Consider the following 25,852-nt stretch of genomic DNA (forward strand, 5'->3'; position numbering starts at 1 on the left):
AGGTAAATTTCCCCAGATGTTGTTGCTGCAGGCCCTCCCCACATCGATCGGCGTTGCCGCCATCGCACCGGCATTGCTGTTGCTTTGGCTGGTCATCGCTGCCGACGAGCGCCCGGGCCCGCCTGTGCGGGTGTGGCTCGCCTTCATACTCGGGGCCGCCAGCATTTCTCTATTGGGAATTGCGCGCGCTCCCTTTGCCGCAATCCTCGCGGTGCCGGGAAACCCCTGGATGACGCAGGGCCTGCGCTCGGTCTTCGGCGTCGCCGCGCCCGAAGAGATCGTGAAGGTCCTCGTGATCATTCTGGTGTCATTATCGGTGCGCCGCCGTGCGTTTGCGGACCCGATGGACACCGTGGTCTATGGCGCGGCCGCGGGCCTCGGTTTCGCGGCTTACGAAAACCTCGCTTATCTCGTGCAGCATTCCGATATGTGGCGATCGCTGGCCGCGTTGCGCAGCGTGTTGACGGTGCCGTTTCACGGTGCGCTCGGCATTATCGCGGGCGCCTATATCGCGATCGCGCGCGCGGGAACGGCGCTGGGTGCGCACCGCCATCATCGCGACTGGGCGCGGATTTCAAGCTGGTGTCTGGCGCTGTTCGCGCCGGTCGCGTTGCATGCCGCATTCGATTTTCCGCTGCTGACATTGCAGAAACTTCCCGATCTCGGCCCCAACACGCGAATGCTGCTGGGGACGGCGAGCCTCCTGATCGGCTTCAGTTCGATCGGATTTGCAATTCGGCTGGTGCGGGCGCGTCGGCCGCCACCATGCGCCGCGCACCGAGATCGGGCGTGAGCGGCTGAGCCAGTTGCGGCGGATGTGGGCGCTGCTGCTCGTGGGCAGCGGAGCTGGATTTGCTGGGGCGGCTTTCGTGCTGACCTCGCTCCATCACTGGTTCGTCAATCCCGACCGCAACGCGTCGCTGCTTCTCGTTCCGCTCGGCCTGACCTCCATTCTGATCGGCTTGGCGTTGTTGCTGGCGACCTCGGCGGTCTATGTGTTCGGTCGCAACCGCATCAGGAGGTCCTCGGAGGGATTTTCGTCCGCGCCCGAGCCAGGCTGAGCGTCATCCTTCCGTCGTTGATCTCGCGCAAAAAGGCCGGCGAACAAATTTTACCCGCGGGCGGCGCACGGGCTATATTGGACACTCCATCGGCGCGGCAGGCATCGGGAGTTTCCAATGACCTTTCCCCAGGATATCCCGCCGGACATCGGCAAATTGCAGTCCGAAATGAACGCCAGGGTGAAGGCGCATTGGAAAGCCTTCCTGTTCGAAGGCATCGTGCTCGCTTTGCTCGGCCTGGCTGCGATGATCGTGCCGCCGCTGGCGAGCCTCGCCGTCACCGTCTTCCTCGGCTGGATGTTCCTGATCAGCGGCGTTGCCGGGCTGTTCGTGACGTATTGGGCGCGGCAGACACCGGGCTTCTGGTGGTCGCTGTTCTCGGCGGCACTGGCCGTTCTCGCCGGCGGGCTTCTGCTGGCGCGGCCGGCGCAGGGCATCCTCACGCTCACCATCGTGGTCGGCGCGTATTTTCTGGCCGAAGGCGTCGTCACCATCATGTACGCGCTGGAGCACCGCCGCGAATTGTCGGAGCGCTGGTCCTGGCTGCTGTTGTCAGGGGTGATGGACCTGTTGATCGCGTTCATCATCGTCGCGGGCCTGCCGGGTTCGGCGGAATGGGCGATCGGCCTCCTGGTCGGGATCAACCTCGTGCTCGGCGGCGCATCGCTGGTCGGCATGGCGCTCGCCGCGCGCCAATCCTGAAGATCGCCGATTATGGGGTGACAAGACTGGACCGGTGCGCTATAGAGCCCGCCATGATCATGATCGCCGCCACCAGCTTTTGGTATTTTAGCTACGACAGCTCACTGGCGGTGGGAGGATCGCGCTCAATCTGACGAATTGAAGCCAAGAAGTCCGAACAGCCGCCAAACCTGGCGGCTTTTTTATTGGCCGGCAGGTTCCCAACAACAGGAGCCATAGCCGTGTTGAGCACCACCGACGATCTTCGAATTAGCGAACTGAAAGAGCTGAGTACGCCGCAAGAGGTGATGCGTGAGATCCCGCGCACCTTGACCGCGACGCGGGTGGTGATGGCGGCGCGTAACGCCATCCACGCCATCCTGAACGGCACCGACGATCGCCTGCTGGTCGTCGTCGGCCCCTGCTCGGTCCACGATCCCGTCGCCGCCGTGGCGTACGCCGAGCGCCTCGCCGCCTTGCGCGAAAAGCTTGCCGACCGCCTCGAGGTCGTGATGCGGGTCTATTTCGAGAAGCCGCGCACCACGGTCGGATGGAAGGGGCTGATCAACGACCCCAACCTCGACGGCAGCTTCGACATCAACAGGGGCCTGCGGCTGGCGCGCAACGTGCTGTCGGCGGTGAACAATCTCGGCCTGCCCGCCGGGACCGAATTCCTCGACATGACGACGCCGCAATACATCGCCGACCTGATGGCATGGGCGGCGATCGGCGCGCGCACCACCGAGAGCCAGATCCATCGCGAGCTGGCTTCCGGGCTGTCATGCCCGGTCGGATTCAAGAACGGCACCGACGGCAATGTGCGCATCGCAGCCGACGCCGTGAAGTCGGCATCGCATCCGCACCATTTCATGGCAGTCACGAAGGGCGGCCGCTCGGCGATTGCGGCAACCACCGGCAACGAGGACTGCCACATCATCCTGCGCGGGGGCCACGCGCCGAACTACGACCGGGAAAGCGTCGATGCCGCCTGCCTCGAACTTGTCCGTGCCGGCGTGGCGCCGCGGCTCATGATCGACACCAGCCACGCCAACAGCAGCAAGAAGCCGGAGAACCAGCCGCTGGTCGTGGCCGACATCGCGCAGCAGATCTCGAAAGGCGAGCAGCGCATCACCGGCGTCATGATCGAGAGCAATCTGGTCGCCGGCCGCCAGGACGTGGTGCCGGGCAAGCAGCTGACCTACGGGCAGAGCATCACCGACGGCTGCATCGACTGGGAGACGACGGTGTCCGCGCTGAACGTGCTGGCCGATGCGGTGGCGACGCGGAGGAACGCGCAATCGGGCAATTTGCGGGAGGAGCGTTCGGCCTAGCCACCCGGGTCGAATGATGGCGAAGCAGGGCACGCGGTCGGCGCGTCCTGCTTCCGCCGTTCCATTGCAGCTATAATTCGATCCGGAGTTCACCAAAGCGGCCGCTCGCCCCGCGAATGCGCTCCAAGCCGGCACGACAAAAATCGACCAGCCTGTGGCGTACTTCACATGAGAAAGTAGCATTTCGGAATAGTGCCTTGTCGGGGCTGCTGTCTCGAATGAGATTCTCATGAAACGACTTCCGAGCGAGCTGAGTGCAGATGACCTGCGCACCTACCGTCGGCGGACCGGCGGCTTATACCTATCCTATCTGGCCGCTATCATCGTCGCGGTTGCCCTCACTTTCACGAACAGGCCCGCAACCGAACTCAGGGCGTCGAACGAAATCCAGATGGCACGCTTGAAAGGCTCATCAGCATCTATCAACATTCCGGCAGCAGCCAAGACTGTCGCCAAGCCGTAAGCCGCCACCGGCCGACTACTCAAAATAACATTCATTTTTTGGAAATAATGCGATGATTAAACCAATTATTCGATTGCTCTTGATTTCAGCCGTGCTTGCTCCAGGTTCAGCGCTTGCCGACGCTGAACAGGCTCACGTTCAATTTTGTTGGGCGATGGGAAAGTTCGACCATACGATCTACTTCGCCGAAGTTGAGAATCGCGAGGATCGTCAGGCAAGTTTTGATACGTTGCTTGAGATATCAGGCATAGATCACCACGCCGTGAAATGCAGCGCCTCAGATTCTGCAACGCATCGTTTGGCGCGCACGGAGTTACTTAAAAATTGGCGAGCGTCCGAGTTCGAAATCGTGAACACCACGTTCCTGTCGGATCTTGATTACTAGGGGACTCATTAGCCGCTGGCCATCGATCATCAACGAAAAAACGTTTGCCGACTTCAAGCGCGTTGCTCAGCAAACCGGCATCTGACCAAGGCGCCGGATCATCCGCCACAGGAGTATTGATGTCCCCGCGCATCATCCATATTCCGCGACGCCAAGCGGATGGCGTTGACGCCTGAGCGTTTTCCCGCCATATACAAAGCATGAATAAGCTTCTCTCAGCCGCATTGACCACCACCGCGACCGCTTACGGCGGATCGCCTTCTGGTCGTGCGCGCTAGAGACAAGCGTACTTCACCCAGAAAAGGCCCCGCCGGCGACGGACGGGGCTTTTTCTGTTTTTGATGGTCCCCCGTCCGCGCTTTTCCCCTCGCAAGGATTACAGCTATGGACGATCTCGACCACAGAAATCTCGGTGTGCAGCTCAAGCTCTGGCATCTTCAGGAAGATGCGCCGGGCATGGTGTTCTGGCATCCGCGCGGCTACGCGGTCTATCGGGTGCTGGAGGACTATCTCCGGCGCAAGATGCGCCGCGCCGGCTATGCCGAGGTCCGGACGCCGCAGCTGCTGCCAAAGGAGTTTTGGGGCCGCAGCGGCCACTGGGACAAGTTCGGCGAGCACATGTTCCGGGTCGACGACGGCGAGCACGCGATGGCGCTGAAACCGATGTCGTGCCCGTGCCACGTGCAGATCTTCAACAAGGGCCTGCGCTCGTGGCGAGAGCTTCCGATCCGCTATGCCGAGTTCGGCGCCTGCCACCGCAATGAGCCTTCCGGTTCGCTCCACGGCATCATGCGGACGCGCGCCTTCGAGCAGGACGACGCGCATGTGTTCTGCCGCGAGCAGGACGTGGAGGGCGAAGTCGCGTGCTTCATCGCCCTGCTGGGCGAGGTCTATCGCGACCTCGGTTTTCCCGACTACGAGGTGGCGCTGGCCACGCGGCCGGCAGCGCGCGCCGGCGACGACGCGACCTGGGACTGGTCGGAGGCGAAGCTCGGCGATGCCGCGCGGCAATGCAGCCTCGCGCCTCAAATCAATCCCGGCGAAGGTGCGTTCTACGGACCGAAGCTGGAATTCACGCTGCGCGACCGGCTGGGACGATCCTGGCAGTGCGGCACAGTGCAGCTCGACTGTGTGCTGCCGCAGCGGCTCGAGGCGTCCTACGTCGCACCCGACGGCAGCCGCGCCAGGCCCCTGATGATCCACCACGCCATCTTCGGATCGCTCGGCCGCATGATCGCGATCCTGCTCGAACACCATGGCGGCGTGCTTCCGTTCTGGCTGTCGCCGGAGCAGGTCGCGGTCGCGCCGATCTCGAAAGACCAGGCCGGATACGGCGCGGACGTGCTGGCGGCGTTTTGGGATGCCGGGATCCGGGCCGTTGCCTATGACGGCGCCGATACACTTTCGCGGCGCATCGTGGCGGCGCATGAAATGGCGGTGCCGGTGATGGCCATCGTCGGCGGGCGCGAGATGAGGGACGGCCAGGTGAGCCTGCGCGAGCGCGACGGCTCACAGGCCGACGTTCCGCTGGCCGAGGCGGTGTCCCGCCTGCAGGCGAGGGCCCGGCCGGGCGCCCTTGTGGCTGAAGCCTTGTAGCTGGCGGACGCAGGATCCTAGGCGAGCAAGCCCTGGCAAGAGGGGTATGTCGCATGCTGGCGACACCTATCGTGGCCTAATCCAGCTGATAATGTCCGCTCACGGGGCTGAAGCGGGCTTCAAGCAATCGCTTGTGGCCCATCGGCGCACTGCCTTTGTGTACCGATCTGCATAACTTTAGGACGCTGCGAGCATATGCAAATTTATTTACGCGGGGCCAACGCGCGGTCCCCGCAGTTCCCTACGCTCTCGGGAGGACCCTGATGACCGATTGCGGAGGGACGCCATCCTTCGACGGTCAGCGTTTTCATGTATCGTCCGATTTGACCGGCGGAGATACGAACATGCGATACGTTTTCGTCATCCCGATGTTGCTTGGGTCGACGCTTCTTGCTCAGGCGGAGCCTATCGATCGTAACAAGTGGATCGCCCAGACTGAAAGAGCGAACAAATCATGCCTCGCTAAATTTCGGCAGAAATTCAGAGAAGACAAGGGCCACAATTACTCAGGCTGTGTGACAGATCAAACCAACAAAGCGATCGATGACTGCGTTGGCAGGAGTGAGTTTTCTAACTGTGTTTTAGAAAAATCATTGAAGGTATTGGAAGTCTGCGACCTATCGAACTGTTGAAAGTACACGTCTCAAGTTACCTTACCTCATACCGTGAAAGAGCCTCTCGCAACCAACGGATTTGAGACATGCCGACGGGCGCTGAGAATGTCCGTTGATCGGGGCGAACCGGAAGTGGCTGGCCCACGGTCAAAGTGACACGAATGACCCAAGCAGACATGGCGCGGTGTCAGCCCAGGGGGGCCCTCCGCAAATTAGGGGTTTGCAAATGCAGACTTCGCTTGCTCAAAGAGCTGCTTGACCAAAACGACCCCGCTTCCGCAGCGGTTACGGGGTGACGCCTGCGTCTTGGCGTCAACGCGGAACGCTTGATGCGCATCCGCTTTGCATCAGCGCAGAAGTAGTGGACCGAGAGGTCCCAGGTCGATATTCAGGTCCTCGGCGGCGAGCCCGAAGTGCTCCCGCAGGCGCGACATGCGATCGTCTAGAAGCAACAGCGTCATGCCGACGCGCTCCTCCTCCGCTTCGGTCAAACCGCCCTCGTCGAGACGCCGAAGCGCCTGCCGCTCCATGAGCTGACGCAGCAACTCCACGACGGTGAGCACCAGGCGGGCCAGATCTCGTTCGACCGTGTCAGGCGCCATCGAAATGCGCTGGCGCAGCCCCGGCTCATAATCAGCGACGCTGGCGCTCATGCGTCTCGCTCCGCTACGCCAGGTCGCGTGGTCCGGCCGAGCGACGTGATCAGGGCGCGAAGAGAGATCTGCACCATGTCGATGTCGGCGATCGCCAGCGTGATGTCTCCGGTCAGCACGATGCCGCCCGCCAGGAGCCGGTCGAGCAGGTCGACGAGCGCGATCTCTCGGGCCGGGAGCGCGGCGGGGCTCACGTGCGCTCCCCGTGTTCGCTGCCGGTGAACGAATAGGGCGGCCAGGGACCCGTGACCTCGATCGTCACGTGCGGGTTTTCGGCACCCAGTCGCCGTGCACGGGCGGCGAGCTCTTCGGCGCGCCCGGCATCCACCAAGTAGGCTGCGTTGAATACATTTTCGCCTGGAGCAGCGAACAGCTCGGCGCTCTGCGTTCGGTGTTGGCGGCGATCGATGGCAAGCCCGGCGAGAACGGCGTCCATCTGCTCGGCCGCAGTGGTTGCGCGCCGCCACGCGTGCTGGCGCCGATCGCGCTGCTCGCGGCGGTAGCGCAGGTAGTCCTTGCCCACGCGCGCCGATCCGGACCCGCGGGCTCTCTCAGCCACGGACATCGCATCGGCAGATGCGTCCGCGTGCTGCACGTAGATCTTCACCCCCACCTCCACGCTGCCCGCAAGGCGATCCAGCGTCTCGCGGAAGCGCCGATACTCCCGGCGCAGCAACTGCGCAACGCGGTCGTCGCTGCGGTGAACGGTCGCGAGGCGGAACGGCAGCGTTGGTGTGCACGCGGCAACCGCCGCCACGACCCTGTGGTGTGTACGTGCGATCGCCTCCAGCTCCGCCAGCGTCTCCAGCCTGGCTCGCAGCGCGGTCTCGTCGGCGTCGGCAGGCGCAAGCGGACTGACCACGGCGACCAGGTCTTGGTGGCGGACCAGGTGAATCGCGGCGCCGTCGACGCCGACGAGGCCGGCCGCCCGGGTTGGATCGAACGGGCGCGCGACCGCGTATGTATAGCTCGCCGCACTCATCGCCGTACCTTCAGAGTGCCGGTTTCCAGCGCCCTGACCTGCTTGCGCAATCGCGCGTTCTCGGCCGCGAGCTGCCGCGGCCGCTGGTGGGAAAGCGCCGGATCGTGCTCCCACCAGTCGATCCCCATCGCCTTGGCCTTGTCCATCGACGCGACCAACAGCCGGAGCTTGATGGTCAGAAGCTCGATGTCGAGCAGGTTGATCTTGATGTCGCCGGCGATGATCAACCCCTTGTCCAGAACCCGCTCCAGAATGTCAGCCAAATTCGGCGACGCACCCTGGCGTTCGTGCCACAGACCTTGTTCCATCATGCGATCAGCCCTCGCTTTCGTCCCTCGTCCAGCCGGTCGAGGAGCTCGTCCTCGCGTCGATCGAATTCCTCGGCATCGATTAACCCTTGATCGAGTTGCCGCGAAAGCTCGGCCAGTTCGCGCCGGACGGCTGCCGGGCCGCAATGCTGTTCGGCGGCGGCGTCGACCACCCGGTCGATGGTCCACAGTGCGAAGCGGGCTGGCGCGAGCGGCAGCAACAAGAGATGCGACAGGAGCCCCACCACCGTCACTTCTCCGCTTCGTTGCCGACGAAGCTGTAAGGCGGCAAAGGCCCGTACAACCCGACGCTTGCGTAGCCGGGCAGCTCGCCGCGCAGCCGTGACAGTGCACCGTCGAAGTCCGGCCGGGCACCGGACGCCACCAGGAACGACACGTTGACGAAGCACTCGTCGACCGGCGGGCCCCGGCGCACCTGTGCGGCATGTGGTTGCAGGCGGGCGATGACCTGGCCCGCGTCACGCGCGCTCCGTTCCGCGACGGTGGCGGCCACCTGCTCGCCGAACGCCACTCTATCCTGGTGGCCACCGCCGCCTGCGGCGCGCAGTGCTTGATTCCGCACGCGTAGCTGGTCGTTCTGGAGCAAGACGTCGCGGAGAAGAGCTTCCTCCGCATGTACGCCCTTAACGTTGAGCTCGACGTGGCCATCGATGCGGGACAGTAGTTCGCCATAACGGCGCGCCCCCGATCGAAGCTCCGTCCGCACCGCCTCGTCATCGGGCGCGATCATCCCGAACCGCATCGGCAGCACGGTGCCGGCTGCATACGCCCGTCCGATGACCGCATCGTGCTTCACCAGATCGCGCCGCTTCGCGCGCAAGTTCTCCGGCGCGTCGCTAACCACCGCGACGAGATCCTGCTCGCGCACGAGCCGGAGGGCGGGGGCGTGCTCCCCCACCCCCACCGCCCCTTCGAGCGGTAGCGGATGGGAGGCACGCGTGACACAGTAGACGTAGTTGCTCATCAGTCATCCTTTCCGTTGCGTCGCTCCGATTTCCGTGCGCGCCGGCAGCTCGAGCGGCAGCGCGCGGCCGGGCAGCAAGTGGCCGATCCGGGGGCTGCTGCCGGTGAGATCGAGGCGGCCACACACCTCGGCGAAGCGCAGGTAAGCATCGACGCCGGCAACGACGACCCGCGCATCGATGGTGAGCACTTCGAGACCGATCACCGACACACGCACGAACACGTCGATGACCAACCCGCGGTCCAGGATCAATTCAACGACCTTGTACAGTTCGCCCGACAATCTGCCGCCGCCGGTTGCTTGAGGCATTTGAGTCATTGCCATTTCAGTCATACGGTTGTCTCCTTCCGGAGGGCCACGATGGTCGCGGCGAGTGCGATACGAAGGTTGTTCAGCATCATCGTTCTCCCTTTCGATGCGTTTGCACGAGATACTGAGGGCCTCTGCGATGAGTTTTGGCCTGGCGGTAAAACATCTGTGAGGGAGTTAGACCTTCACGACGGCTGCCAAGTAGGAAGCCGCCCGGTTGCCCGAGAGGCCTCTTTGGCATTGCCGGATGGTGCAACTCGGGGAGTGAACCGCCAATCGGCGAGGCGAAACCTAACGCCGCCCGCCTATCCCGCGCGCGTGTCCTGTGACGCTTGAACTCAAGCATCCGAAGGTTTGCGTAAACCTTGATCGCTGCGTGGGAATTGCCGATCCCTTCGTATGACCGATCGCGCCTGCCGCATTCTGCGGAACAAATCAACGTGCTCGTGCGTCGCGATGGTGACATAACGCCGTTGTTTATCGTGCCTAATCTTTAGGAGCGAGAAGGAGCCGATCGATGAAAGCCGAAGACGCCGCGGACATGATGGATCAGGAGAAGGAGAACGACCGCTTCAAGCAGCGCGCGGCAGTCGGCATCGCCATTCTGGCGATGCTGCTGGCCATCACCGGGCTTGGCGGCGCCAACGCCGACAAGGAGGCGACCAACAACAACATCTATGCCGCGAACCACTATGCCTTCTACCAGGCCAAGAACATCCGCCAGACCGACTACAACCTCGCCGCCGACGCGATCGAACTGGCGTTCCTGCAGGACGGAAGCCTCAACGCCGAGGCCAGGACGGCCCTGAAGGCAAAGGCGGAGGCCTATCGCAAGACGGCGGCACGCTACGAGTCCGAGCCCGAGACGCAGGAGGGCAAGAAGGAATTGATGGCGCGGGCCAAGGACTACGAGAGCAGGCGCGACCATGCGCTGAAGCAGGATCCCTACTTCGACTATGCCGAAGCTCTTCTGCAGATCGCCATCGTGCTGATCTCGGTCTCGATAGTCGCGACGCTGCCCTGGCTTGCGATCGTCGGCGGCATCGTCGGTGCCGCGGGTGGCCTGCTGATGGTCAACGGCTATACGCTGGCGGTCGAGATACCGTTTCTGGCAGCATAGTGGTCCGCACGCACGCTGCGCCGGTCGGATGGGTGCTGTTTGGCAAGGACGAGGGGAGCACTAGACTGAGGCCGCTTCAGTTGACGGGTTCTTTCACTTCGCGAATGTCACCTGTTGGCACAAAGCAGGGATGGAAGCGAGTTTGACGAACGCGAAATAATTGGCGGCGAGCTTGTCATATCGGGTGCCGCCGATGCCCTGAATTTACTTCCGCTTGCGGCAGCACAGCTGATATCGCCGGACTTGCTACTTGCTACGGGCTCGACGGTCGTCAGCGCCCCTTGCAACCATGCCTACGAGCGTTTGACGGGCTGCGCCGCTGCATGTCGCAAGACAGCGGCGGCCCGCCGCGAAAGGCGAGTCTTAGAACAATGGCGCCCGCGCTTCTGCAGCCCCTATGGTCCTGGTTGGATGCATGCTCGGCATGGCCAATGGCCCCATGCGGGCAACCACCTCGTTCGGCACCCCGTAGACCTGTATCACGTGGTCGATTCTGTTGAGACCGCAGGCCTCGCGCTGCACGACGAAGAGCCAAAGCGCATACCCCGCCTGTTCGACGAGACCATCGCGGATTTTTCGATCCGAATTGGCCGTCCGCGGGCATGCGGCAAGTGCCGTCAGCGCAGCCTCAAGCCGCTGTCCAAGCCGCGCGAGCGCTGAGACCCTCTCCTCGGCGATTTCGTATTCGAGAGCCGCGTATCCGAAACGAAGCGGATGCATAGCCGCACTCCGAAAAATGGTCTGCCAATTATCTCTGATATTATTATTCGGCAGGGAGCCGTTCAAGACATAATACTTTTGCTCATTCCTGGCGCGCGCATTTGCCAACTCTGACGTGCCGCCGTGTTCGGGTCAGAACACGTCGATCGTCGGGAAACGAGGCTCCCCGGTGATGCAATCCCAAAGGTAAATTGCAAGGCCGACGTCGCCGGTCCAAAGCGTATACCGTCCGCGGCCAACGGCCAGCTGAGAGCCGCGATACTGGACGATGGCCGTCATAGCGAACTGGCGTGCGCGGTCGAGCCAAATCGGGTCGTTCGTGCGATGGTAGAGCTTGAGGAATGCGTAGCCATTCCCACCCGTGCCGTGGCAAAGGCCCGGGCCCTTGATAAGTGGTCCTGCGGCCCAGGTGAAGCGACCGCCATCCACAAGAAGTGCGTCAAATTCAGGAGTAGCAAAGGGCGCATCCGCAAATGTCGTCACCATACCAGGTGCGCCGTGACAATGCTGACATATCCGAAGCCACTTCTCACGCTTGCTTCTCGGGCCCCACGTTGTTCCAACCTCAGACCGCCACGCATTCGCCGCAAGTGTCTTCGGCACAAACTCGGCCACCTGCGCCTGCTGCGCCGGCGTCAACCAATCCCACCCGCGCAATAGCGGAATAACGTTGCCGGCGAAGCCGTGAACAGGCCCGAGAAAACGGTCGCGCTGGCCATAGAGATCCTGTGTCCATAGCGGGCCTTGCGGCGTGTCCTCCAGATCGGCCAGCAGCAGGGCCGCCTGCACCTCGAATAGCTGGCGCCATCGCGTTTCCTGGATCATCTCGGCCATGTGGATGGCGGCCAGCATGGACCCGGGCATGCCCCACATCAGTTCCCGGATCGGCAGTCCATTATTTGCTTCTGCGCGCGTATGCACCAGATCAGCCAGGCTCGGTGTGGGCGCCAGGCGCATGGCGAGGAGTGCCGCACCCATGTCGCCACGGAGCAATGAGCCATGTTTCGCGTAATCGGCCGACGAACTGGCTTCGAAATCGGTGATGGTCCGCTCCAGAAGCTTCGGGAGCACAGGTCGAAAGTCTGCAGCGACGCTGACAGCACCGATGCGATGCAAATAATCCAGCGCCCAGATGACGCCGGCCGCGCCCTTGTAGAAACTGGGGTCACCGTCTTCCTCCCGTTCGCCACTGGGGTGACCCGGCCAGAACGTGTCGGGATCGAAATCGGCGATGGCATCGGTCGCGATTTCTTCGATCGCAGCCCGGACAGCCAATTCACTCCAGGCGTCCTGCGCAAGCGGACGATGACGATCGAGGACAATCATGCCTGAGGGGCTCCTGAGCGCGATCCATCTTGTTTCTTCAGACGAGGGAGTTAAGGATCGCACGATTAAGCGCAACGTATCCAAAAGCGCTGCGCGCGGCAGACAGCGGCAACCGCAATCATTCGCAACGTTCCCGCGGGCACGCGACCTCCCATGTCCGATTTGGGTACGCGCCCTAGCAGCCGCGGCAGATGCTCTTGATCTTGCGGTCGAGCGCTGCGTTTTCCTTGCTCAGTGGGTCGTTCGGATCGCTCAGGTTCTTTTCGCTGGGCACATCGCTGGCGCGTGGCTGGCGATGACCGACCGGCGCCTGCGGTATCGGCTTGTCCGGGTTCTTCGTCACCGTCGACGATCCACCTTGCGCAAGGGCCTGCGGGCTGCCGCCGATCAGAACCATCAGCGCCATCAAAAGGATTGTTTTTCGCATGTTGGTCCTCTCGTCTTTCTGTTTCTTCCTATCGCACTGGCGCATCGATCGTTGCGCAATTGCGGCGTCCCTGGGCGGCGCAGTCCTGCGCCTTTCGTACATCGGCCATGGTGGCGAGCAACCAGATTCCGGCGGCCACCAGCACCACGAAGAAGCCGAGCATCACGGCGTTTTCGATTCCGCGATGGCCCTCATCTTCCGGCGGCTCCCGTTTCTCCTCGCCGTCCTCCGTCATCACGGGTCACGGCTTTGGCGGATAGAGGTGAACGTCGCCGCAATAGTCGACGATACGATACTGCGTTTCCGAGGATAGATCACTTTCCCCGGAACTTGCATGCGACAAATAATTCGGGCCAATCGGCGCCTTTCCGTGGCCACCGGGAATATCGAGCACATAATCCGGCTGGCACAGGCCGGAGACACGGCCTCGCAAACGGCGCATCAGTTCCTGGCCTTCTGCAATCGTAGTGCGCAGATGCGCGGTTCCCGGCGCTAGATCGCCATGATGCAGGTAATACGGTTTGATTCGATTTTCGACAAAAGCCCGCATCAGCGCTTCCAGGACTTTAGCATCGTCATTGACGCCGCGCAGCAGCACCGTCTGGCTCACCAGGGGGATGCCGGCATCCGCCAGCCGCGCGCAGGCCAGGCGCGCCTCGCCCGACAATTCGCGCGGATGATTGGCATGAACGGCGACCCAGGTCGTTGCGCCGTCAACACGCAACGCCTTGATCATGTCCTCATCGATGCGCGCAGGCGCCGCCACGGGCACGCGGGTATGGAGGCGGATAATCTTGACGTGATCGATGGCGGCGAGGTCCGTCATGATCTCGGCCAGCCGCCGTGGCGACAACATCAGCGGATCGCCGCCGGTCAGGATGACTTCCCAGATTTCGGTGTGCTCACGAATATAGTCCAGCGCGTCGCGATAAACCGCCTCCGGCAGCGCCGTTGCCTTGCCCGGCCCGACCATCTCGCGACGAAAGCAGAACCGGCAATACACCGCGCAGACATGCACCAGCTTGAACAGCACGCGGTCGGGATAGCGGTGGACGATGCCGGGGACGGGCGAATGCGCGTCGTCGCCGATCGGATCGGCGTTTTCGCCTGATCCGCTCACCAGCTCCAGCGCGCTCGGAATGAATTGCCGTGCGATCGGATCGTCGGGGTTTTCAGTGTCGATCAGGCCGGCGATATCAGGCGTTACGGCGATCGCATAGCGCGCGGCGACCCGCTCGAGGTCGGCGAGATCGGTAGCCTTCGCCAACCCGCGCTCGACGAGTTCGGCGGGCTGCCGCAGCGTTGCCGCCCATTTCGGATCTATCCTGTTCATGTCTCTCCTGCCGGTGGCGTCCACACCACCTGGTCGACCCGCAGCGCGCCGCTGGCCAGCATCACCAGCCGGTCGAAACCGAGGGCTACGCCGCTCGACGGCGGCATCGCGGCAACCGCTGCGAGAAAATCCTCGTCCAGCGGATAGCGCTCGCCGTAGCGCCGCTCCTTCTCGTCCATCGCAGCGGCGAAACGGCGGCGCTGTTCAGCGGCGTCGGTCAATTCGCCAAACCCATTGGCGAGCTCGACGCCACAGGCATAGACCTCAAACCGTTCGGCGACCCTCGGATCAGCCGCCTTCGTCCGCGCCAGCGCCGCCTCCGGCGCCGGATATTCGAACAAGACGGTCAAACGCCCCTGCCCCAAATTCGGTTCGACATGCTCGACCAGCACCTTGCTGAAAATGTCCGACCAGGTGTCATCATCGGTGATCCGCACCCGTCCATTTGCCGCCGCAGCGAGCGCCGCGCGGTCGCCCTCGCCATTCGCAATCGTGGGCAAAAGATCGATTCCGGCAAAACGCTCGAAGGCCGCCGCCACCGTCAACAGTTCCGGCTCAGTGAAGGGATCGGCCGTTCGCCCCCGGAACGAAAACCGGCCGATTCCGGTCGCCTGTGCGGCATGTGCGATCACGACGACGGTGTCGGCCATGACAGCGTCATAGCTTGCGTCGGCGCGGTACCATTCCAGCATCGTGAATTCGGGCAGATGCAGATCGCCGCGCTCGCGGTCGCGGAACACGCGCGCGAACTCGAATATTTTGGCCTCACCGGCGGCGAGCAGCTTTTTGGCGGCGAACTCCGGCGACGTCCGCAAATAACGCGTCGCCCGCATGCCGTCGTTGCCGACAATCTCGGTGCGGGGGGCGTGCAGATGCGTCTCGTTGCCCGGCGATACCTGGAGCATGGCGGTCTCGACCTCGGTAAAGCCCTGTTCGTCGAACCAGGCCCGCACCGCCCTTGTGATCGCGCCTCGCGCCATCAGGAACGGCTTCCGATCGGCGTGCCGCGCAGGCGACCACCATGGCGAAGGCTGGTCGGTCCCGACCATCAGCCACGGTCCTTGCTGAGCCACGGAGCGACCTCCGCCGCGCCTAAACCGGCATTCAAGGAATCGGAAAATACCATTGAAATCGTTCGACTTTCTCTGTGATGCCCGCTCAAGACGGCAACCTCCCGCGCTTCATCCATCCTGTCATGGCGAAACCCGCTCACCTTGTCCATTCCACTCGATGGAGGGGCCCTGAGTGCTGAACCTTCTGGCCGGTTCCGCAGTCCAATGGCGAGAATTTACAACAGGATACGAGCATGTCTGGCGGCTGGTTGGGAAGAACTGCAATTCTTTTGTTAGTCGGCCTTCGTCACGGTGGCGTCAGCGAGCGCGGATAGTCCCGATCGAAAATTCAAGCCTTTGACGGAAGAGACCTTCACCTCTCCAGAGAGCGCCGACCACAACGCGAAGGCCCTCAAACGGCGCGATCAGGCCAGCCGTAAACCCGGCGAAACCGGGCCGCTTGCAGCCTCCGGCGGACACCGGAACGGTAGTAAAACGGCTGGCATCGACGGGCAAAATCAGTATGTTGCAGCCCGAAACCGCCCGATCGGCCCCACGGACGCCCATGTCCGGACTCGCCGAAGGCCAGAAATTCAGGAAAACAGCTTTGAAAGTCATCGCCAGTTCTATTCGCAAGGGCAACATCATCGAGCAGGACGGCCGGCTTTACGTCGTCCTCACCGCCGAAAACATCCATCCCGGCAAGGGAACTCCGGTCAGCCAGATCGAAATGCGCCGCATTGGCGACGGCGTGAAGATTTCGGAACGCTACAAGACCACCGACCAAGTCGAGAAGGCGACCGTCGAGGATCACAATTTCAATTATCTGTACGAAGATGCCGACGGCTTCCATTTCATGAATGCCGAGACTTACGACCAGGTCCAGGTTTCCAAGGAAATCGTCGGTTCGTCCGCGCCCTATCTGCAGGAGAACATGACCGTGAAGCTGTCGCTCCACGACATGAATCCGGTCGCGATCCAGCTCCCGCAGCGCGCGACGCTGGAAGTCGTGGAAACCGAGCCGGTCACCAAGGGTCAGACCGCGTCTTCCTCCTACAAACCTGCTATCCTCTCCAACGGCGTTCGCACCGCAGTGCCGCCGCACATTGGAACGGGAACGCGGATCGTGGTCATGACCGAGGATGGCTCTTACGTCGAGCGCGCGAAGGATTAGTACCGCGCACTGGAAGTAAGGGGCACGCCGGGGGGCGATGCATTGAATACGATGGCTGTCTGCTTGCTCAGGCGTTGGCTGGCAGCCCTTTGTTTGCTCCCGGCCGGGCTCACAGCCGCCGCCGCCGAGTTCCGGACGCCGTCGATCACGGCCGTCCGCGTCGAATGGCGGGCGGTTCTCGATCGGCTCCGCACCGAGATCGCCACCCAACCGGCGATCGCTTCCCGATTTACGTTCGCCGGCCAGCGGCGCGTGCCGGCATGGGATCCGCGCTCGACGCCCGCGCTGGTGCAACTGAACGCCATCAACGCAAGCCTGTTCGCCGGGATTGGACGCAGTCCGGTGCCGGTGCTGTTGCCGTTCGATACCGCAGGCTATCTCGAAGGCGAGGCCAACGGCACACAGCTGCCGCTGTCGCGCTACCAAGCCGATTTCCGCCCCGCCGACCTGTTCCACGCCGGCCCTTCCGGCTACGACGCGGTGTTTTCGCTGCAGCCCGGCGCAAGCGGCGGTCTGCCGTCGCGAATCTTCGCCAGGCCGGTCGAAGTGCAGATTACCGGCTCGATCCTCGTCTACGACCTCGCCGATCCGCGCGGCGGCAGGGGCGAGCCGGTCAAGGCGCTGGCGTCGCAGTTCCCCGACATGCGCCGCTTCATCCGTGAAGGCTATGTGCGCTACGCCTTCACGCGCTTTGGCGTGCCCTATGTGGTGTCGATCCAGTGTCTCGATTCAACGCCGCGGGCGCGTCGGCTGGCCTGCCGCGAGGCCTATCCCATTGCCGAGCGTTTTCTGAAAGCCTTGCGCATCGCGGGCGGACAACCGGCGCAGCCACGCCACGACATTTCGTCCGATATCGTTGAACGGCCGACGGCGGTTTCGCCCGACTTCACCTATTACCCGGGCGGCGACATCATCGCCCGTAGCAGCGTGCGTCGGCGCGGCGGACGCGCCGATTTCGCCGCCTATTCGCAAATCCGTTTTCCGCTCGCGAAAACCCCGACCGCCGTCCGCTCGCAATCCTTCGGCAGCAAAAAGTCCGAGGGGGGCCGCGGCGTCTATCCGTGGCGGGACAATTTTTGCGAATCCCGCAGCTTCCAGGTCGGGCAATGCGCCGCCGGCTTCGGGCATCAGGGCCAGGACATCCGTCCCGCGCCCTGCCCGCCGAACAGCAACAGCGAAAGCAGTTGCCATCCGAGGAAGCAGGCCGTCGTGGCCGTCCGCGACGGCATCGTGATCCGCTCACTGAAGCAGCAGGCGGCGACGCTGCAGATCAACACCCGCAACGAGCACATCCGTTTCCGCTACATGCACATGAACCCGTCAGCCATGGATGCGGACGGCATTCTCAACGGGCGCCGGGTCGCCGAGGGCGAAAAGATCGGCGTGGTCTCCAACTATCTCGATTTCCCGAACGGCACCTCGTACCATCTCCACTTCGACATACAGGTGTTCACGCGCGACGGCTGGATCTGGGTCAACCCCTACACCACCCTGATCGCGTCCTATGAACGGCTGATCCGCGGCCGCGGCCGCGAGATCGGCACCGATTCGCCTGCGGTCGCCGCCGTGGTGCGCGCTGTACCGGAAGACGGCCTGCGCCACAGCGCCCGGCAAGGGGAAGGCCGCGAGAACTAGGGCAGGAGCCGATAACCGCAGAAAGGCCGATGGCCGCCGAAGGCGCGGCCCAGCCCAACCGCGCGAGGTCAGCCACGTGCGCAGACGCTGACCCGTGCTTGATCTATTAGCGATGAGGGGATTTCATTCGCTGTAGTTCATAGTCCGATCTTTCCGCGTACCATTGAGCGTATTGTTCCAGGCTGATCGGGAACGAAGCAAGCCGGTGCAGGCCATCGTCTGACGAATAGATCACTGCCGTGTACTCCCGACCACGTTGATCGGGTGTGTGGGGATAGGCAAAATCCCGGTAGTCGTTCCGCAATCCCATTCTGACATCAAACACCTGCCCAATTTCAGCGCTGCCTCGTTTGACCTCCACGATCTTCACGCGGGTGAAGAAGATGTCGTTGGTACAGCCCTCACAGTGACGGCCTCCGAGCCAAATTGCCTGTTCCACAAAACGCACCTTGGCGACGATGACATCCTTTGCATTGCTGGGCAGATTGGCCGGCACGTCAGCTGCGTCCGACGCCTGATCGAGAAAATAGGCGACCGGCATCTTGTGTTCGGCCGCAGTCGCCGAATGCGGCGCCTGCACGGCCGCACCGGAAATGGCAATGGCAATCAAGGCAATCGGGAGCTTAAGCGAACTCATTCATCACCTTCATGACGCGCGCGAAGGCCGCGAGAATTAAGGATCGGACAACCGCAATCTGATTTTGCCAACGTATCCTGGATCAACCTCGAATTGAAGTCGTAATATTTCCCGATCTTTAACCCTCCGGCATCTAGGAATTTTGGTAGCCGGCGGTAGCGCGCCGTGACGTCGCGATGGCCACATGCATTCCATTTTTGCCTGGTATTTCCTTTCCCTCACCGGCCGCATCAAGTGTCAGGAGTTCGCGCTTGGCTGTTTCGGCTTGCTGGCCATGTGCGGCGTTCTCACCCGGCTGTTGACGGAAGTCGCATTCTTCAACACGGCGGGCCGCAACTGGCGTTACGAAGACCTCATGGTCGCGCTGAGCCTGCCGTTCCTGTTCGCGTTTCATCCTGATTTGGCCGTTCGCCGCGATCACGGTCAAGCGATTGCACGATCTCAATCTGTCTGGCTGGTGGGCGCTCCTCGCGCTGGCAATCCCGTTTGCCGCAAAGCTGATCGGTGTGAACCCAGGGACATTGCAGCTGATGGGTTTTGTGCTCCTGGCTTCGCTGCCGGGATCATCAGGCAATAACCGGTTTGGCATCGACCCGCACACAAAGGAGCGCCCCAATACGCAGGGCTAACTTTTATCTCATGATGCCGCCGCGCCGAACCTGTTCCAGACCTTGATCGAGGCCACGGCCGACGTGAGTTGATATGCAAGCGCCTTCTCTGAAAACCCGGCGCTCGCTTGCACAGCAAGCCAGTGCTCATGGATGCAACGCGGCCGATTGTTCAAGGACTCGCAATGAGCAACGGCTGCACGTTTGCTCCGCCTGCCATCAGGGGATTCGACGGCTCGAAGTGCTCGCGCAGTTCTCGCTTCCGGACGAGCGCGCGCGCAACAACAAAGGCTTCCTTCAGGCTTCTAGCTCGCCGGAGCGCAACGTTGAAAAAGGCATCGCCGAAATAGGTCCACTTGGCCTTGTCTTGGCAGCCGAACGATGGATGGTCGGCATCGGCCGCGGTGATGACCAGGACATCGGGGTTAGCAAGACGAGGGATAAAGACGCCGGAATAGCAGGCCGAGATGACCACCACCTTGTGTCGCACGCTCGTCCGCGCCAACATATCGGCGAGATTGGACGGCGTGAGCGTTTGCGTGAGTCGCCCCGCTTTGACTGCAAGACCGTCGCGGGAGCCATGCGAGGTCAGAATCAAGAACAGAACGTCGTTCTCGGCGTCCATCCCATTGGCTGCCACTTGCAACGACATGGCCAGGGCCTCGATCGTTGCGCCTCCGCCTTTCTTCGAATTGTATTGCACGTTGACTGGGCCGCTCCCGAAACGGCCCGCCACGACCTGTGCTGCGCCGGTCGCCTCGCGTCTAAACACGCCTTGATCGCCGAAAAGGCCAAAGGACACCACGCTCACCCTGGGAGCGTCCTCAACCGCGTGCGTCGGCGAAACCGACGGCACGACCGTCAGGACGAGCGCGATGAGCGGTGCGCCGAGCCGGCTGATCCAGGAGTTGGACGTCATTGCGAACCTTGTCTCGTCATGGCTACCATAGCATGGCAGCCCAGTCCGTGACACGCGCGTTGGCCAACTATCTGGCCTTCATCAAACTTACACCAATCAGCATCCTGTTCGGCGGCGCTAGTAAGTCCGCGCGCCCCTGAATTCTATGACGCTGCCGCGTCCACGGCCTGCTTCCGCGCCGGGGGTGTCCAACGAAAGGCGGCGCCGAACCTGTTCCAGACATTGATCGACGCCACCGCCGACGTGAGATAGGCGAGTTCCTTCTCCGAGAACTCGGCGCTCGCCTCTGCATAGACCTCGTCGCTGACGCCCTCGCTGAGCGATGTCAGCGCCTCGGTCCATGCCAGTGCCGCACGCTCGCGCTGCGAGAACTGCGGCGCCTCGCGCCAGACCACCACGAGATTGAGTTTATCGGTGGGCACGCCGAGCTTCTCGCTCTCCAGGATGTGATACTGCACGCAGAAGGCGCAGCCATTGATCTGTGAGGCACGTAGCTTGATCAGTTCGAGCAGTTGCTTGTCCATGCCCGCCTTGCCCGCGACCTGGCTCAGCGCCAGCACGGCCTCGTAGGCGTCCGGCGTCAGCGACATGAAGTCTCTGTATTCTTTGCGGGCGTGTGACATCTCTTGTGCCTCATGTTATCAGGGCTCTGATTAATTATAAGAGCACTGATATGCTGCGCAAGGCACCACGGGACACCGCGGCGCGATCGCAAAATGCTCCGGCGAACAATCCACAGCGGGCGCCAAAACCGGTAGCCGGGAGCGCCGGCCGACGGTCGCGGCAAACATCCGCCGGCAACCCCGCCCCGTTGATGCTTCGTCCGCCGCCGCCCGGCGAAGGCAAACGCGGCGAGCAAGGCTACCTCGCCTACCTGCTGCGCCAGGCCCAGGCCGCGACGCGGCTCGCAATGGAGCGGTCGCTGGCCGACCTCGGCGTGACCCCGCCGCAATTCGTCGTACTGACCATGCTCAGGGCCTATCCCGGCCTGTCCGGCGCCGAGCTTGCGCGGGTGGCAATGCTGACGCCGCAGACGGTCGGCGTCATCATCCGCAATCTCGAGCGCGACGACGCCATCAAGAAGACCCCGCACCCCATTCATGGCCGGGTGCTGCAGTGGACGGTGACGCGGCGGGGTGCTGCTTTGCTCGACAGGTGCAAGCGACACGCGCAAGTGATCGAGCAACGGCTGACGGCCGGGCTGTCTGCCAGGGACCAGGCTATGATCCGCCGCTGGCTCGCCAAAATCGCCGCGGATTTGTGAGGGAATCGCTGGTTCCCGCGGCGTCATGGCTTTTGGCACCGGCCCGCCGCGCCGCTAGACTGACGGCATGAAACAGCCCGATTCCCCTGATGCCCCGACCCGCCGCGCCGTGCTGAAGGCCGGCATCGGCGCAGGCACCCTGCTCGCCACACCGCTTGCCGCGTTTGCAGCCCCACCCGGCTTCGACCAGTGGTGCGACAATTTTCGCGCGCGCGTAATTGCAAAAGGCATTTCGGACGCGACCTGGACGCGGGTGATGGGCCGCATCGAGCCCGATATGAGCGTGTTCCGGCAGATGCAGAAGCAGCCGGAATTCCACGAGCAGATCTGGCAATACATCAACCGCCGCGCCTCGGACTGGCGCATCATCCACGGCCGCGAAGCCCTGAAGAAGCACGAGGCGCTGTTCGCCCGCATCGAGCAGGATTTTGGCGTCGAACGCGGCACGCTGCTGGCGCTGTGGGGCGTTGAATCAGCCTATGGCGATCCGCTGGTGCAGCAGAACCATATGCGTCCCATTTTTCCAGCGCTGGCTGCGCTTGCCTGGAACGAGCCGCGCCGCCGCAGCTATTGGGAAACCGAGCTGATCAATGCGCTGAAGATCGTCGACCGCGGCTGGGGCACGCCGGAGGAAATGCGCGGCTCCTGGGCCGGCGCGATGGGCCATACGCAGTGGATGCCCGAAGTCTGGCTCAATGTCGGCATGGACTACGACAAGGACGGCCGCGTCTCGCCGTTCGGCAAGCCGGACGATGCACTCGGCTCCAGCGCACGCTATCTGCTCAACCGCGGCAAGTATCATCGCGGCGAGCATTGGGGCTATGAGGTCCGCGGAGGGTCTTCGAGCGGCAGCCGGACCTACGCGGCATGGGCCAGCGCCGGCGTCACGCGCGCCGACGGCAAGCCGTTCCCGCAACCGAACGCGTCCGCGCAGATGTGGGTGCCGGTCGCCGGCGGACCTTCGTTTCTGCTGGGCCCGAATTTCTATTCGGTGAAAAGCTACAACCCGTCGATGAATTACGCGCTGGCAATCTGCCATCTCGGCGACCGCATTCTGGGTGCGCCCCCCTTCATCCAGCCCTTCCCCGGCTCCGAACGCGCACTGACGCTCGCAGAGGTGCAGGAGCTGCAGACGCGGCTGACAAAGGCCGGCTTCGACACCGGCGGGCACCGACGGCCGCGTTGGCAACGACACCATGAAGGCGGTGAAGGATTATCAGACCAAGATGGGGCTGTTGCCGGCTGACGGCTATGGCGGGCTCAAGGTGCTGGCGCGGTTGAGGCAGGGCGGGTAACCGCCCCCGCCGTCATTGCGAGGAGCGAAGCGACGAAGCAATCCATGTCTCTGCGCGAAGAAAGATGGATTGCTTCGCTGCGCTCGCAATGACGAGCAGCTACCTCCGGGCAACCCCACCCGCATACATCCCGCCATCGATGACGAGTTCCGTCCCCGTCACGTAGCGTGACGCATCGGACGCGAGATACAGGACGCCCTGCGCGATCTCTTCAGCGTGGCCGGCGCGCCCGAGCGGTGTCACCATTTTCGCGCGTTCCTCCGGATCGACCGGCGCGTTCTGTCCGGCGCCCGCCGCTCCCGTCGGGATCTTGCCCCAGATCGGCGTGTCGATGATGCCGGGATGCACCGAGTTGACGCGGATCCCGTCGCCAAACGTAGCGCACTCCATCGCGATCGACTTGGCGAACAGCCGGACACCGCCCTTGGTCGCGGAGTAACCGGAAAGACCGGCCGCGCCGCGCAACCCCGCCAGCGACGACATCATGATGACGGAGCCGCCGCCGGTCTTGCGCATCGCCGGCAGGCAATGCTTCACGGATAAAAATACGCCGTCAAGATTGACCGCGTTCTGCCGCCGCCAATCCGCCAGCGACATCTCGGTGATCGTCGGAACGGAGATTCCGATGCCGGCGTTCGAGACCAGCACGTCCAGCCGCCCGTAGCGCTTCATCACGTCAGCCACGACCTCGATCCAGCGTTCCTCGTTGGTGACGTCGTGATGCCAAAAGCTCGCCTCTCCACCCGCCTTCTTGATCCGCGCGACGACCTCGGGACCTTTCAAATCGTCGACGTCGGTTACGGCAATTGAGGCGCCTTCGCGCGCCAGCAATTCGCAAACCGCCTCCCCAATGCCGGACGCACCACCCGTCACCAGCGCGACCTTGCCCTGAACCTGTCCTGTCATTTCTTCTCCCGTTTGTTGTTCTTGGTTGTCAAATTACCTGATCAAGGCCGGTCCCGGATCCGGCACTGCGACGTCGGTCACGCGCAACTGCACGCGTTCCGAGCCCTGAAAGCGATCGACCGCGAGCGAGCCTGCCACATGCAGCGGCTGGCCGCGGTTCTGCGTCAGCGCGTGGCCGAGCTTCTGCCCGACCGAGCGAAACGCGATGCCGTTGACGATGGCGCCGTCGCCCGACTTGAAGCGCAGGCGCAGATGCGCTTGCCCCACTTCGTCGGCATAGACCAGCTGATGCGCCGGCAGCGCGATCACGGGCTCTGGATTGGCCGCCCCGAACGGCCCGGCGCGATTTAACATGTTGGCGAACTCCACGGTTACGCTGCGCGCGCTCACCGCACCGTCGATGAACAGCTCGTGCTCGTGACGGGAGTTGGCGACGTCCTCGGCCAGCGCGCTTTCCATGAAGGCACGAAATTCCGCAAGCTTCTCCTTGCGCAGCGTAACGCCCGCGGCCATGGCGTGGCCGCCGCCCTTCATCAAGAGCCGCTCCTTCACCGCCTGCCGCACGGCCTTGCCGAGATCGACGCCCGAGATCGAGCGGCCCGAGCCGGTGCCGATGCCGCCCGGCTCCAGCGCAATCGCAAAGGCGGGACGTGCAAACTTCTCCTTCAGCCGCGAGGCGACCAGACCGACGATGCCGGGATGCCAGCCCTCGGCGGCGGTCACGATCACCGCGCCCTTGTCTTCGAGCCCGAGCGAAGCCAGCGCTTCGGCCTCGGCTTGCGCCTCCGCCGCCTGCTCGATGATGCGGCGCTCGCTGTTGAGCCGGTCGAGCTCGGCTGCGATCCGCGCGGCCTCCGAGATGTCGCCTTCCAGCAGCAGCCGCACCCCGAGATCGGCGCGGCCGATGCGACCGCCGGCATTGATGCGCGGCCCCAGCATGAATCCGAGGTGCCAGGCTTCCGGCGGCCCGTTCAGCCGCGCCACATCCATCAGCGCGGTATGGCCGATATGGTCGCGGCGGCGCATCGCGATCAGGCCCTTGGCGACGAAGGCGCGGTTGAGCCCGGTCAGGGGCGCGACGTCGGCGACGGTGCCGAGCGCCACATGGTGCAGCATGCCGAGCAGATCCGGCTCCGGCCGCTCGGCATTCCAGAAGCCGCGGCTACGCAATTCCCGGTTCACCGCCACCAGCGTGATCAGCACCAGGCCGACGGCAGCCAGATGACCGAGGCCGGAGAGATCGTCAGGCCGGTTCGGGTTCACCAGCGCATCGACCTCCGGCAATTCGTCGCCGGTCTGGTGGTGGTCGATGACGACCACCGACATGCCGAGCTTCCGTGCTTCCGCCAGCGGCTCGAGGCTGGTGGTGCCGCAATCGACGGTGACGAGCAGCGTCGCGCCTTTGCCGGCGAGCCCCCGCACCGCGTCGACATTGGGGCCATAGCCCTCGAAGATGCGGTCGGGGATGTGGATCAGCGGATCGAGCCCGCAATGGCGCAGATGCCAGGCCAGCAGCGCCGCCGAGGTCGCGCCATCGACGTCGTAATCGCCGAAGATCGCGACCTTCTCGGCGCGCGCGGCTGCGTCGGCAATGCGCCTCGCCGCCGTCTCCATCGCCGTCACGGTGTGGGGATCGGGCATCAGTTTGCGGATGGTCGGATCGAGAAAATCCTCGACCTCGTCGATCCCGACATCGCGCCCCGCCAGCACGCGCGCCAGCATCTCCGGCAATTGGTAGCGCTGCGTGATCGCCAGCGCCCGCGCCGCCCCCCTGGCATCGAGCCGGTCGCGCCACAATTTGCCGGTCGCCGAACGCAAGACGCCGAGAAACGCCGGCGGCAGTTCAACGGGCAGTGCGGATACGGGGAGCGTCATGATTCCTTCGAGTGATAGGGACAAAGCCGCCGATCGGCAAACTCGGACCATGGCGTGGTACGGCTCCGCGCGAATCGCTGCGACCAAGCCGACACAATCCCGGCCGCACCAGCTTTGAGTCTATGCCGATAAAAACGACTTGCACAAAGAAGATGCAACTTGTCCCCGCAATACTACCCGCGGGAGGCAGAAA

At 63.3% G+C, this 25,852-nt stretch carries 29 protein-coding genes and 3 pseudogenes; 13 read left to right on the plus strand and 19 right to left on the minus strand.

Annotated features, from left to right (window positions below; all coding sequences use genetic code 11):
* Positions 1–16 precede the first annotated feature (16 nt).
* The 7 genes and pseudogenes from V1294_RS22300 (at position 17) to V1294_RS22330 (ending at position 6,149) form a co-directional block, all read left to right on the plus strand.
* Positions 17–1,061, plus strand: a pseudogene (locus tag V1294_RS22300) (PrsW family glutamic-type intramembrane protease).
* A gap of 117 nt (positions 1,062–1,178) precedes the next feature.
* Positions 1,179–1,763 carry an HdeD family acid-resistance protein gene (locus V1294_RS22305; RefSeq protein ID WP_334500180.1) on the plus strand — a complete coding sequence of 195 codons (585 nt, stop codon included), beginning with the start codon at positions 1,179–1,181 and terminating at the stop codon, positions 1,761–1,763.
* A 221-nt stretch (positions 1,764–1,984) separates the two neighbouring features.
* Positions 1,985–3,073, plus strand: coding sequence for a 3-deoxy-7-phosphoheptulonate synthase (locus tag V1294_RS22310; protein ID WP_334480576.1), 1,089 nt, complete (start codon positions 1,985–1,987; stop codon positions 3,071–3,073).
* 229 nt (positions 3,074–3,302) lie between these two features.
* Positions 3,303–3,536 (plus strand): hypothetical protein, encoded by a 234-nt coding sequence (locus V1294_RS22315; RefSeq protein ID WP_334500183.1) that lies wholly within the window; start codon positions 3,303–3,305, stop codon positions 3,534–3,536.
* A 52-nt stretch (positions 3,537–3,588) separates the two neighbouring features.
* Positions 3,589–3,921 (plus strand): hypothetical protein, encoded by a 333-nt coding sequence (locus tag V1294_RS22320; protein WP_334500185.1) that lies wholly within the window; start codon positions 3,589–3,591, stop codon positions 3,919–3,921.
* A gap of 384 nt (positions 3,922–4,305) precedes the next feature.
* Positions 4,306–5,517: a threonine--tRNA ligase gene (thrS, locus tag V1294_RS22325; protein ID WP_334500187.1), complete on the plus strand. Its 1,212-nt coding sequence runs from the start codon at positions 4,306–4,308 to the stop codon at positions 5,515–5,517.
* 263 nt (positions 5,518–5,780) lie between these two features.
* The gene (locus tag V1294_RS22330; RefSeq protein WP_334500189.1) at positions 5,781–6,149 is read left to right on the plus strand and encodes a hypothetical protein; all 369 of its coding nucleotides are present in this window, start codon (positions 5,781–5,783) and stop codon (positions 6,147–6,149) included.
* 329 nt (positions 6,150–6,478) lie between these two features.
* Here V1294_RS22330 and V1294_RS22335 read toward each other — a convergent pair whose 3' ends face one another.
* The 7 genes and pseudogenes from V1294_RS22335 to gvpJ all read right to left on the minus strand — a co-directional run.
* Positions 6,479–6,784: a gas vesicle protein K gene (locus V1294_RS22335; protein ID WP_334500191.1), complete on the minus strand. Its 306-nt coding sequence runs from the start codon at positions 6,782–6,784 to the stop codon at positions 6,479–6,481.
* Positions 6,781–6,978, minus strand: a complete 198-nt coding sequence (locus V1294_RS22340; RefSeq protein WP_334480564.1) for a gas vesicle protein — start codon at positions 6,976–6,978, stop codon at positions 6,781–6,783. The genes V1294_RS22335 and V1294_RS22340 overlap by 4 nt, the downstream gene beginning before the upstream one ends.
* Positions 6,975–7,766 carry a GvpL/GvpF family gas vesicle protein gene (locus V1294_RS22345; protein ID WP_334500193.1) on the minus strand — a complete coding sequence of 264 codons (792 nt, stop codon included), beginning with the start codon at positions 7,764–7,766 and terminating at the stop codon, positions 6,975–6,977. The genes V1294_RS22340 and V1294_RS22345 overlap by 4 nt, the downstream gene beginning before the upstream one ends.
* Complete coding sequence (locus V1294_RS22350; RefSeq protein ID WP_334500195.1) at positions 7,763–8,077, minus strand: gas vesicle protein; 315 nt, start codon at positions 8,075–8,077, stop codon at positions 7,763–7,765. Before V1294_RS22350 ends, V1294_RS22345 begins: the two co-directional genes overlap by 4 nt.
* Positions 8,074–8,328, minus strand: coding sequence for a gas vesicle protein GvpG (locus V1294_RS22355; RefSeq protein ID WP_334500198.1), 255 nt, complete (start codon positions 8,326–8,328; stop codon positions 8,074–8,076). The genes V1294_RS22350 and V1294_RS22355 overlap by 4 nt, the downstream gene beginning before the upstream one ends.
* Positions 8,325–9,059, minus strand: coding sequence for a GvpL/GvpF family gas vesicle protein (locus V1294_RS22360; protein WP_334500200.1), 735 nt, complete (start codon positions 9,057–9,059; stop codon positions 8,325–8,327). The genes V1294_RS22355 and V1294_RS22360 overlap by 4 nt, the downstream gene beginning before the upstream one ends.
* A 117-nt stretch (positions 9,060–9,176) precedes the next feature.
* Positions 9,177–9,368 (minus strand): annotated as a pseudogene (gene gvpJ, locus V1294_RS22365) (gas vesicle protein GvpJ); the annotation flags it as partial.
* 517 nt (positions 9,369–9,885) lie between these two features.
* On the opposite strand from gvpJ, the gene V1294_RS22370 reads away from it, so the two are divergent.
* Positions 9,886–10,488 (plus strand): DUF4337 domain-containing protein, encoded by a 603-nt coding sequence (locus tag V1294_RS22370; protein ID WP_334480559.1) that lies wholly within the window; start codon positions 9,886–9,888, stop codon positions 10,486–10,488.
* A 363-nt stretch (positions 10,489–10,851) separates the two neighbouring features.
* Here V1294_RS22370 and V1294_RS22375 read toward each other — a convergent pair whose 3' ends face one another.
* The 6 genes from V1294_RS22375 to epmA all read right to left on the minus strand — a co-directional run bounded on the left by V1294_RS22375 (position 10,852) and on the right by epmA (position 15,343).
* Entirely contained in the window at positions 10,852–11,208 is a 357-nt protein-coding gene (locus tag V1294_RS22375; protein WP_334500202.1) for a DUF6665 family protein, read from the minus strand.
* Positions 11,209–11,340: 132 nt separating this feature from the next.
* Positions 11,341–12,534: a lanthionine synthetase C family protein gene (locus V1294_RS22380; protein WP_334500204.1), complete on the minus strand. Its 1,194-nt coding sequence runs from the start codon at positions 12,532–12,534 to the stop codon at positions 11,341–11,343.
* A gap of 175 nt (positions 12,535–12,709) precedes the next feature.
* On the minus strand, positions 12,710–12,961 hold the full coding sequence (locus tag V1294_RS22385) for a hypothetical protein (protein WP_334480554.1): 252 nt from the start codon (positions 12,959–12,961) through the stop codon (positions 12,710–12,712).
* Positions 12,962–12,989: 28 nt separating this feature from the next.
* Complete coding sequence (locus V1294_RS22390; protein ID WP_334480553.1) at positions 12,990–13,196, minus strand: hypothetical protein; 207 nt, start codon at positions 13,194–13,196, stop codon at positions 12,990–12,992.
* A gap of 6 nt (positions 13,197–13,202) precedes the next feature.
* Entirely contained in the window at positions 13,203–14,294 is a 1,092-nt protein-coding gene (locus V1294_RS22395; protein ID WP_334500206.1) for a lysine-2,3-aminomutase-like protein, read from the minus strand.
* Positions 14,291–15,343 (minus strand): EF-P lysine aminoacylase EpmA, encoded by a 1,053-nt coding sequence (epmA, locus tag V1294_RS22400; RefSeq protein ID WP_334504765.1) that lies wholly within the window; start codon positions 15,341–15,343, stop codon positions 14,291–14,293. Before epmA ends, V1294_RS22395 begins: the two co-directional genes overlap by 4 nt.
* Positions 15,344–15,953: 610 nt before the next feature.
* Between epmA and efp the strand changes: the two genes are divergently transcribed.
* On the plus strand, positions 15,954–16,520 hold the full coding sequence (gene efp / locus V1294_RS22405) for an elongation factor P (protein WP_214489432.1): 567 nt from the start codon (positions 15,954–15,956) through the stop codon (positions 16,518–16,520).
* Between the two features lie 51 nt (positions 16,521–16,571).
* Positions 16,572–18,155: a M23 family metallopeptidase gene (locus V1294_RS22410; RefSeq protein ID WP_334504766.1), complete on the plus strand. Its 1,584-nt coding sequence runs from the start codon at positions 16,572–16,574 to the stop codon at positions 18,153–18,155.
* 106 nt (positions 18,156–18,261) lie between these two features.
* Here the strand turns inward: V1294_RS22410 and V1294_RS22415 are convergent, their stop codons facing one another.
* Positions 18,262–18,792, minus strand: coding sequence for a hypothetical protein (locus tag V1294_RS22415; RefSeq protein ID WP_334500207.1), 531 nt, complete (start codon positions 18,790–18,792; stop codon positions 18,262–18,264).
* 133 nt (positions 18,793–18,925) lie between these two features.
* Entirely contained in the window at positions 18,926–19,219 is a 294-nt protein-coding gene (locus tag V1294_RS38070; RefSeq protein WP_442895371.1) for a hypothetical protein, read from the minus strand.
* A 4-nt stretch (positions 19,220–19,223) separates the two neighbouring features.
* Between V1294_RS38070 and V1294_RS38075 the strand changes: the two genes are divergently transcribed.
* Entirely contained in the window at positions 19,224–19,421 is a 198-nt protein-coding gene (locus tag V1294_RS38075; protein ID WP_442895372.1) for a DUF805 domain-containing protein, read from the plus strand.
* A 151-nt stretch (positions 19,422–19,572) separates the two neighbouring features.
* Here the strand turns inward: V1294_RS38075 and V1294_RS22425 are convergent, their stop codons facing one another.
* Together V1294_RS22425 and V1294_RS22430 are read right to left on the minus strand one after the other, a co-directional pair.
* Positions 19,573–20,319, minus strand: a complete 747-nt coding sequence (locus V1294_RS22425; RefSeq protein ID WP_334500211.1) for a C13 family peptidase — start codon at positions 20,317–20,319, stop codon at positions 19,573–19,575.
* A gap of 143 nt (positions 20,320–20,462) precedes the next feature.
* Complete coding sequence (locus tag V1294_RS22430) at positions 20,463–20,942, minus strand: carboxymuconolactone decarboxylase family protein (RefSeq protein WP_334480540.1); 480 nt, start codon at positions 20,940–20,942, stop codon at positions 20,463–20,465.
* 191 nt (positions 20,943–21,133) lie between these two features.
* Here V1294_RS22430 and V1294_RS22435 point away from each other — a divergent pair, with 191 nt between their 5' ends.
* A complete protein-coding gene (locus V1294_RS22435; protein WP_442895373.1) occupies positions 21,134–21,583 on the plus strand; it encodes a MarR family winged helix-turn-helix transcriptional regulator in 450 nt (149 codons plus the stop codon).
* Between the two features lie 67 nt (positions 21,584–21,650).
* A pseudogene (locus V1294_RS22440) lies at positions 21,651–22,878 on the plus strand (lytic murein transglycosylase).
* 99 nt (positions 22,879–22,977) lie between these two features.
* Here V1294_RS22440 and V1294_RS22445 read toward each other — a convergent pair.
* Together V1294_RS22445 and recJ are read right to left on the minus strand one after the other, a co-directional pair.
* Positions 22,978–23,784, minus strand: coding sequence for an SDR family NAD(P)-dependent oxidoreductase (locus V1294_RS22445; protein WP_334500214.1), 807 nt, complete (start codon positions 23,782–23,784; stop codon positions 22,978–22,980).
* 33 nt (positions 23,785–23,817) lie between these two features.
* Positions 23,818–25,659, minus strand: coding sequence for a single-stranded-DNA-specific exonuclease RecJ (gene recJ, locus V1294_RS22450; RefSeq protein ID WP_334500215.1), 1,842 nt, complete (start codon positions 25,657–25,659; stop codon positions 23,818–23,820).
* Between the last annotated feature and the right edge of the window lie 193 nt (positions 25,660–25,852).

This window comes from Bradyrhizobium sp. AZCC 1678 (assembly GCF_036924765.1).
GTDB lineage: Bacteria > Pseudomonadota > Alphaproteobacteria > Rhizobiales > Xanthobacteraceae > Bradyrhizobium > Bradyrhizobium algeriense.

What these genes read in the sequence shown, in the direction of transcription:
- V1294_RS22305 (WP_334500180.1), top strand. Translation starts at nt 1,179, where the DNA reads ATGACCTTTCCCCAGGATATCCCGCCGGACATCGGCAAATTGCAGTCC.
- V1294_RS22315 (WP_334500183.1), top strand. Translation starts at nt 3,303, where the DNA reads ATGAAACGACTTCCGAGCGAGCTGAGTGCAGATGACCTGCGCACCTAC.
- V1294_RS22320 (WP_334500185.1), top strand. Translation starts at nt 3,589, where the DNA reads ATGATTAAACCAATTATTCGATTGCTCTTGATTTCAGCCGTGCTTGCT.
- thrS (WP_334500187.1), top strand. Translation starts at nt 4,306, where the DNA reads ATGGACGATCTCGACCACAGAAATCTCGGTGTGCAGCTCAAGCTCTGG.
- V1294_RS22330 (WP_334500189.1), top strand. Translation starts at nt 5,781, where the DNA reads ATGACCGATTGCGGAGGGACGCCATCCTTCGACGGTCAGCGTTTTCAT.
- V1294_RS22335 (WP_334500191.1), bottom strand. Translation starts at nt 6,784, where the DNA reads ATGAGCGCCAGCGTCGCTGATTATGAGCCGGGGCTGCGCCAGCGCATT.
- V1294_RS22345 (WP_334500193.1), bottom strand. Translation starts at nt 7,766, where the DNA reads ATGAGTGCGGCGAGCTATACATACGCGGTCGCGCGCCCGTTCGATCCA.
- V1294_RS22350 (WP_334500195.1), bottom strand. Translation starts at nt 8,077, where the DNA reads ATGATGGAACAAGGTCTGTGGCACGAACGCCAGGGTGCGTCGCCGAAT.
- V1294_RS22360 (WP_334500200.1), bottom strand. Translation starts at nt 9,059, where the DNA reads ATGAGCAACTACGTCTACTGTGTCACGCGTGCCTCCCATCCGCTACCG.
- V1294_RS22370 (WP_334480559.1), top strand. Translation starts at nt 9,886, where the DNA reads ATGAAAGCCGAAGACGCCGCGGACATGATGGATCAGGAGAAGGAGAAC.
- V1294_RS22375 (WP_334500202.1), bottom strand. Translation starts at nt 11,208, where the DNA reads ATGCATCCGCTTCGTTTCGGATACGCGGCTCTCGAATACGAAATCGCC.
- V1294_RS22380 (WP_334500204.1), bottom strand. Translation starts at nt 12,534, where the DNA reads ATGATTGTCCTCGATCGTCATCGTCCGCTTGCGCAGGACGCCTGGAGT.
- V1294_RS22385 (WP_334480554.1), bottom strand. Translation starts at nt 12,961, where the DNA reads ATGCGAAAAACAATCCTTTTGATGGCGCTGATGGTTCTGATCGGCGGC.
- V1294_RS22390 (WP_334480553.1), bottom strand. Translation starts at nt 13,196, where the DNA reads ATGACGGAGGACGGCGAGGAGAAACGGGAGCCGCCGGAAGATGAGGGC.
- V1294_RS22395 (WP_334500206.1), bottom strand. Translation starts at nt 14,294, where the DNA reads ATGAACAGGATAGATCCGAAATGGGCGGCAACGCTGCGGCAGCCCGCC.
- epmA (WP_334504765.1), bottom strand. Translation starts at nt 15,343, where the DNA reads ATGGTCGGGACCGACCAGCCTTCGCCATGGTGGTCGCCTGCGCGGCAC.
- V1294_RS22410 (WP_334504766.1), top strand. Translation starts at nt 16,572, where the DNA reads ATGGCTGTCTGCTTGCTCAGGCGTTGGCTGGCAGCCCTTTGTTTGCTC.
- V1294_RS22415 (WP_334500207.1), bottom strand. Translation starts at nt 18,792, where the DNA reads ATGAGTTCGCTTAAGCTCCCGATTGCCTTGATTGCCATTGCCATTTCC.
- V1294_RS22425 (WP_334500211.1), bottom strand. Translation starts at nt 20,319, where the DNA reads ATGACGTCCAACTCCTGGATCAGCCGGCTCGGCGCACCGCTCATCGCG.
- V1294_RS22430 (WP_334480540.1), bottom strand. Translation starts at nt 20,942, where the DNA reads ATGTCACACGCCCGCAAAGAATACAGAGACTTCATGTCGCTGACGCCG.
- V1294_RS22435 (WP_442895373.1), top strand. Translation starts at nt 21,134, where the DNA reads ATGCTTCGTCCGCCGCCGCCCGGCGAAGGCAAACGCGGCGAGCAAGGC.
- V1294_RS22445 (WP_334500214.1), bottom strand. Translation starts at nt 23,784, where the DNA reads ATGACAGGACAGGTTCAGGGCAAGGTCGCGCTGGTGACGGGTGGTGCG.
- recJ (WP_334500215.1), bottom strand. Translation starts at nt 25,659, where the DNA reads ATGACGCTCCCCGTATCCGCACTGCCCGTTGAACTGCCGCCGGCGTTT.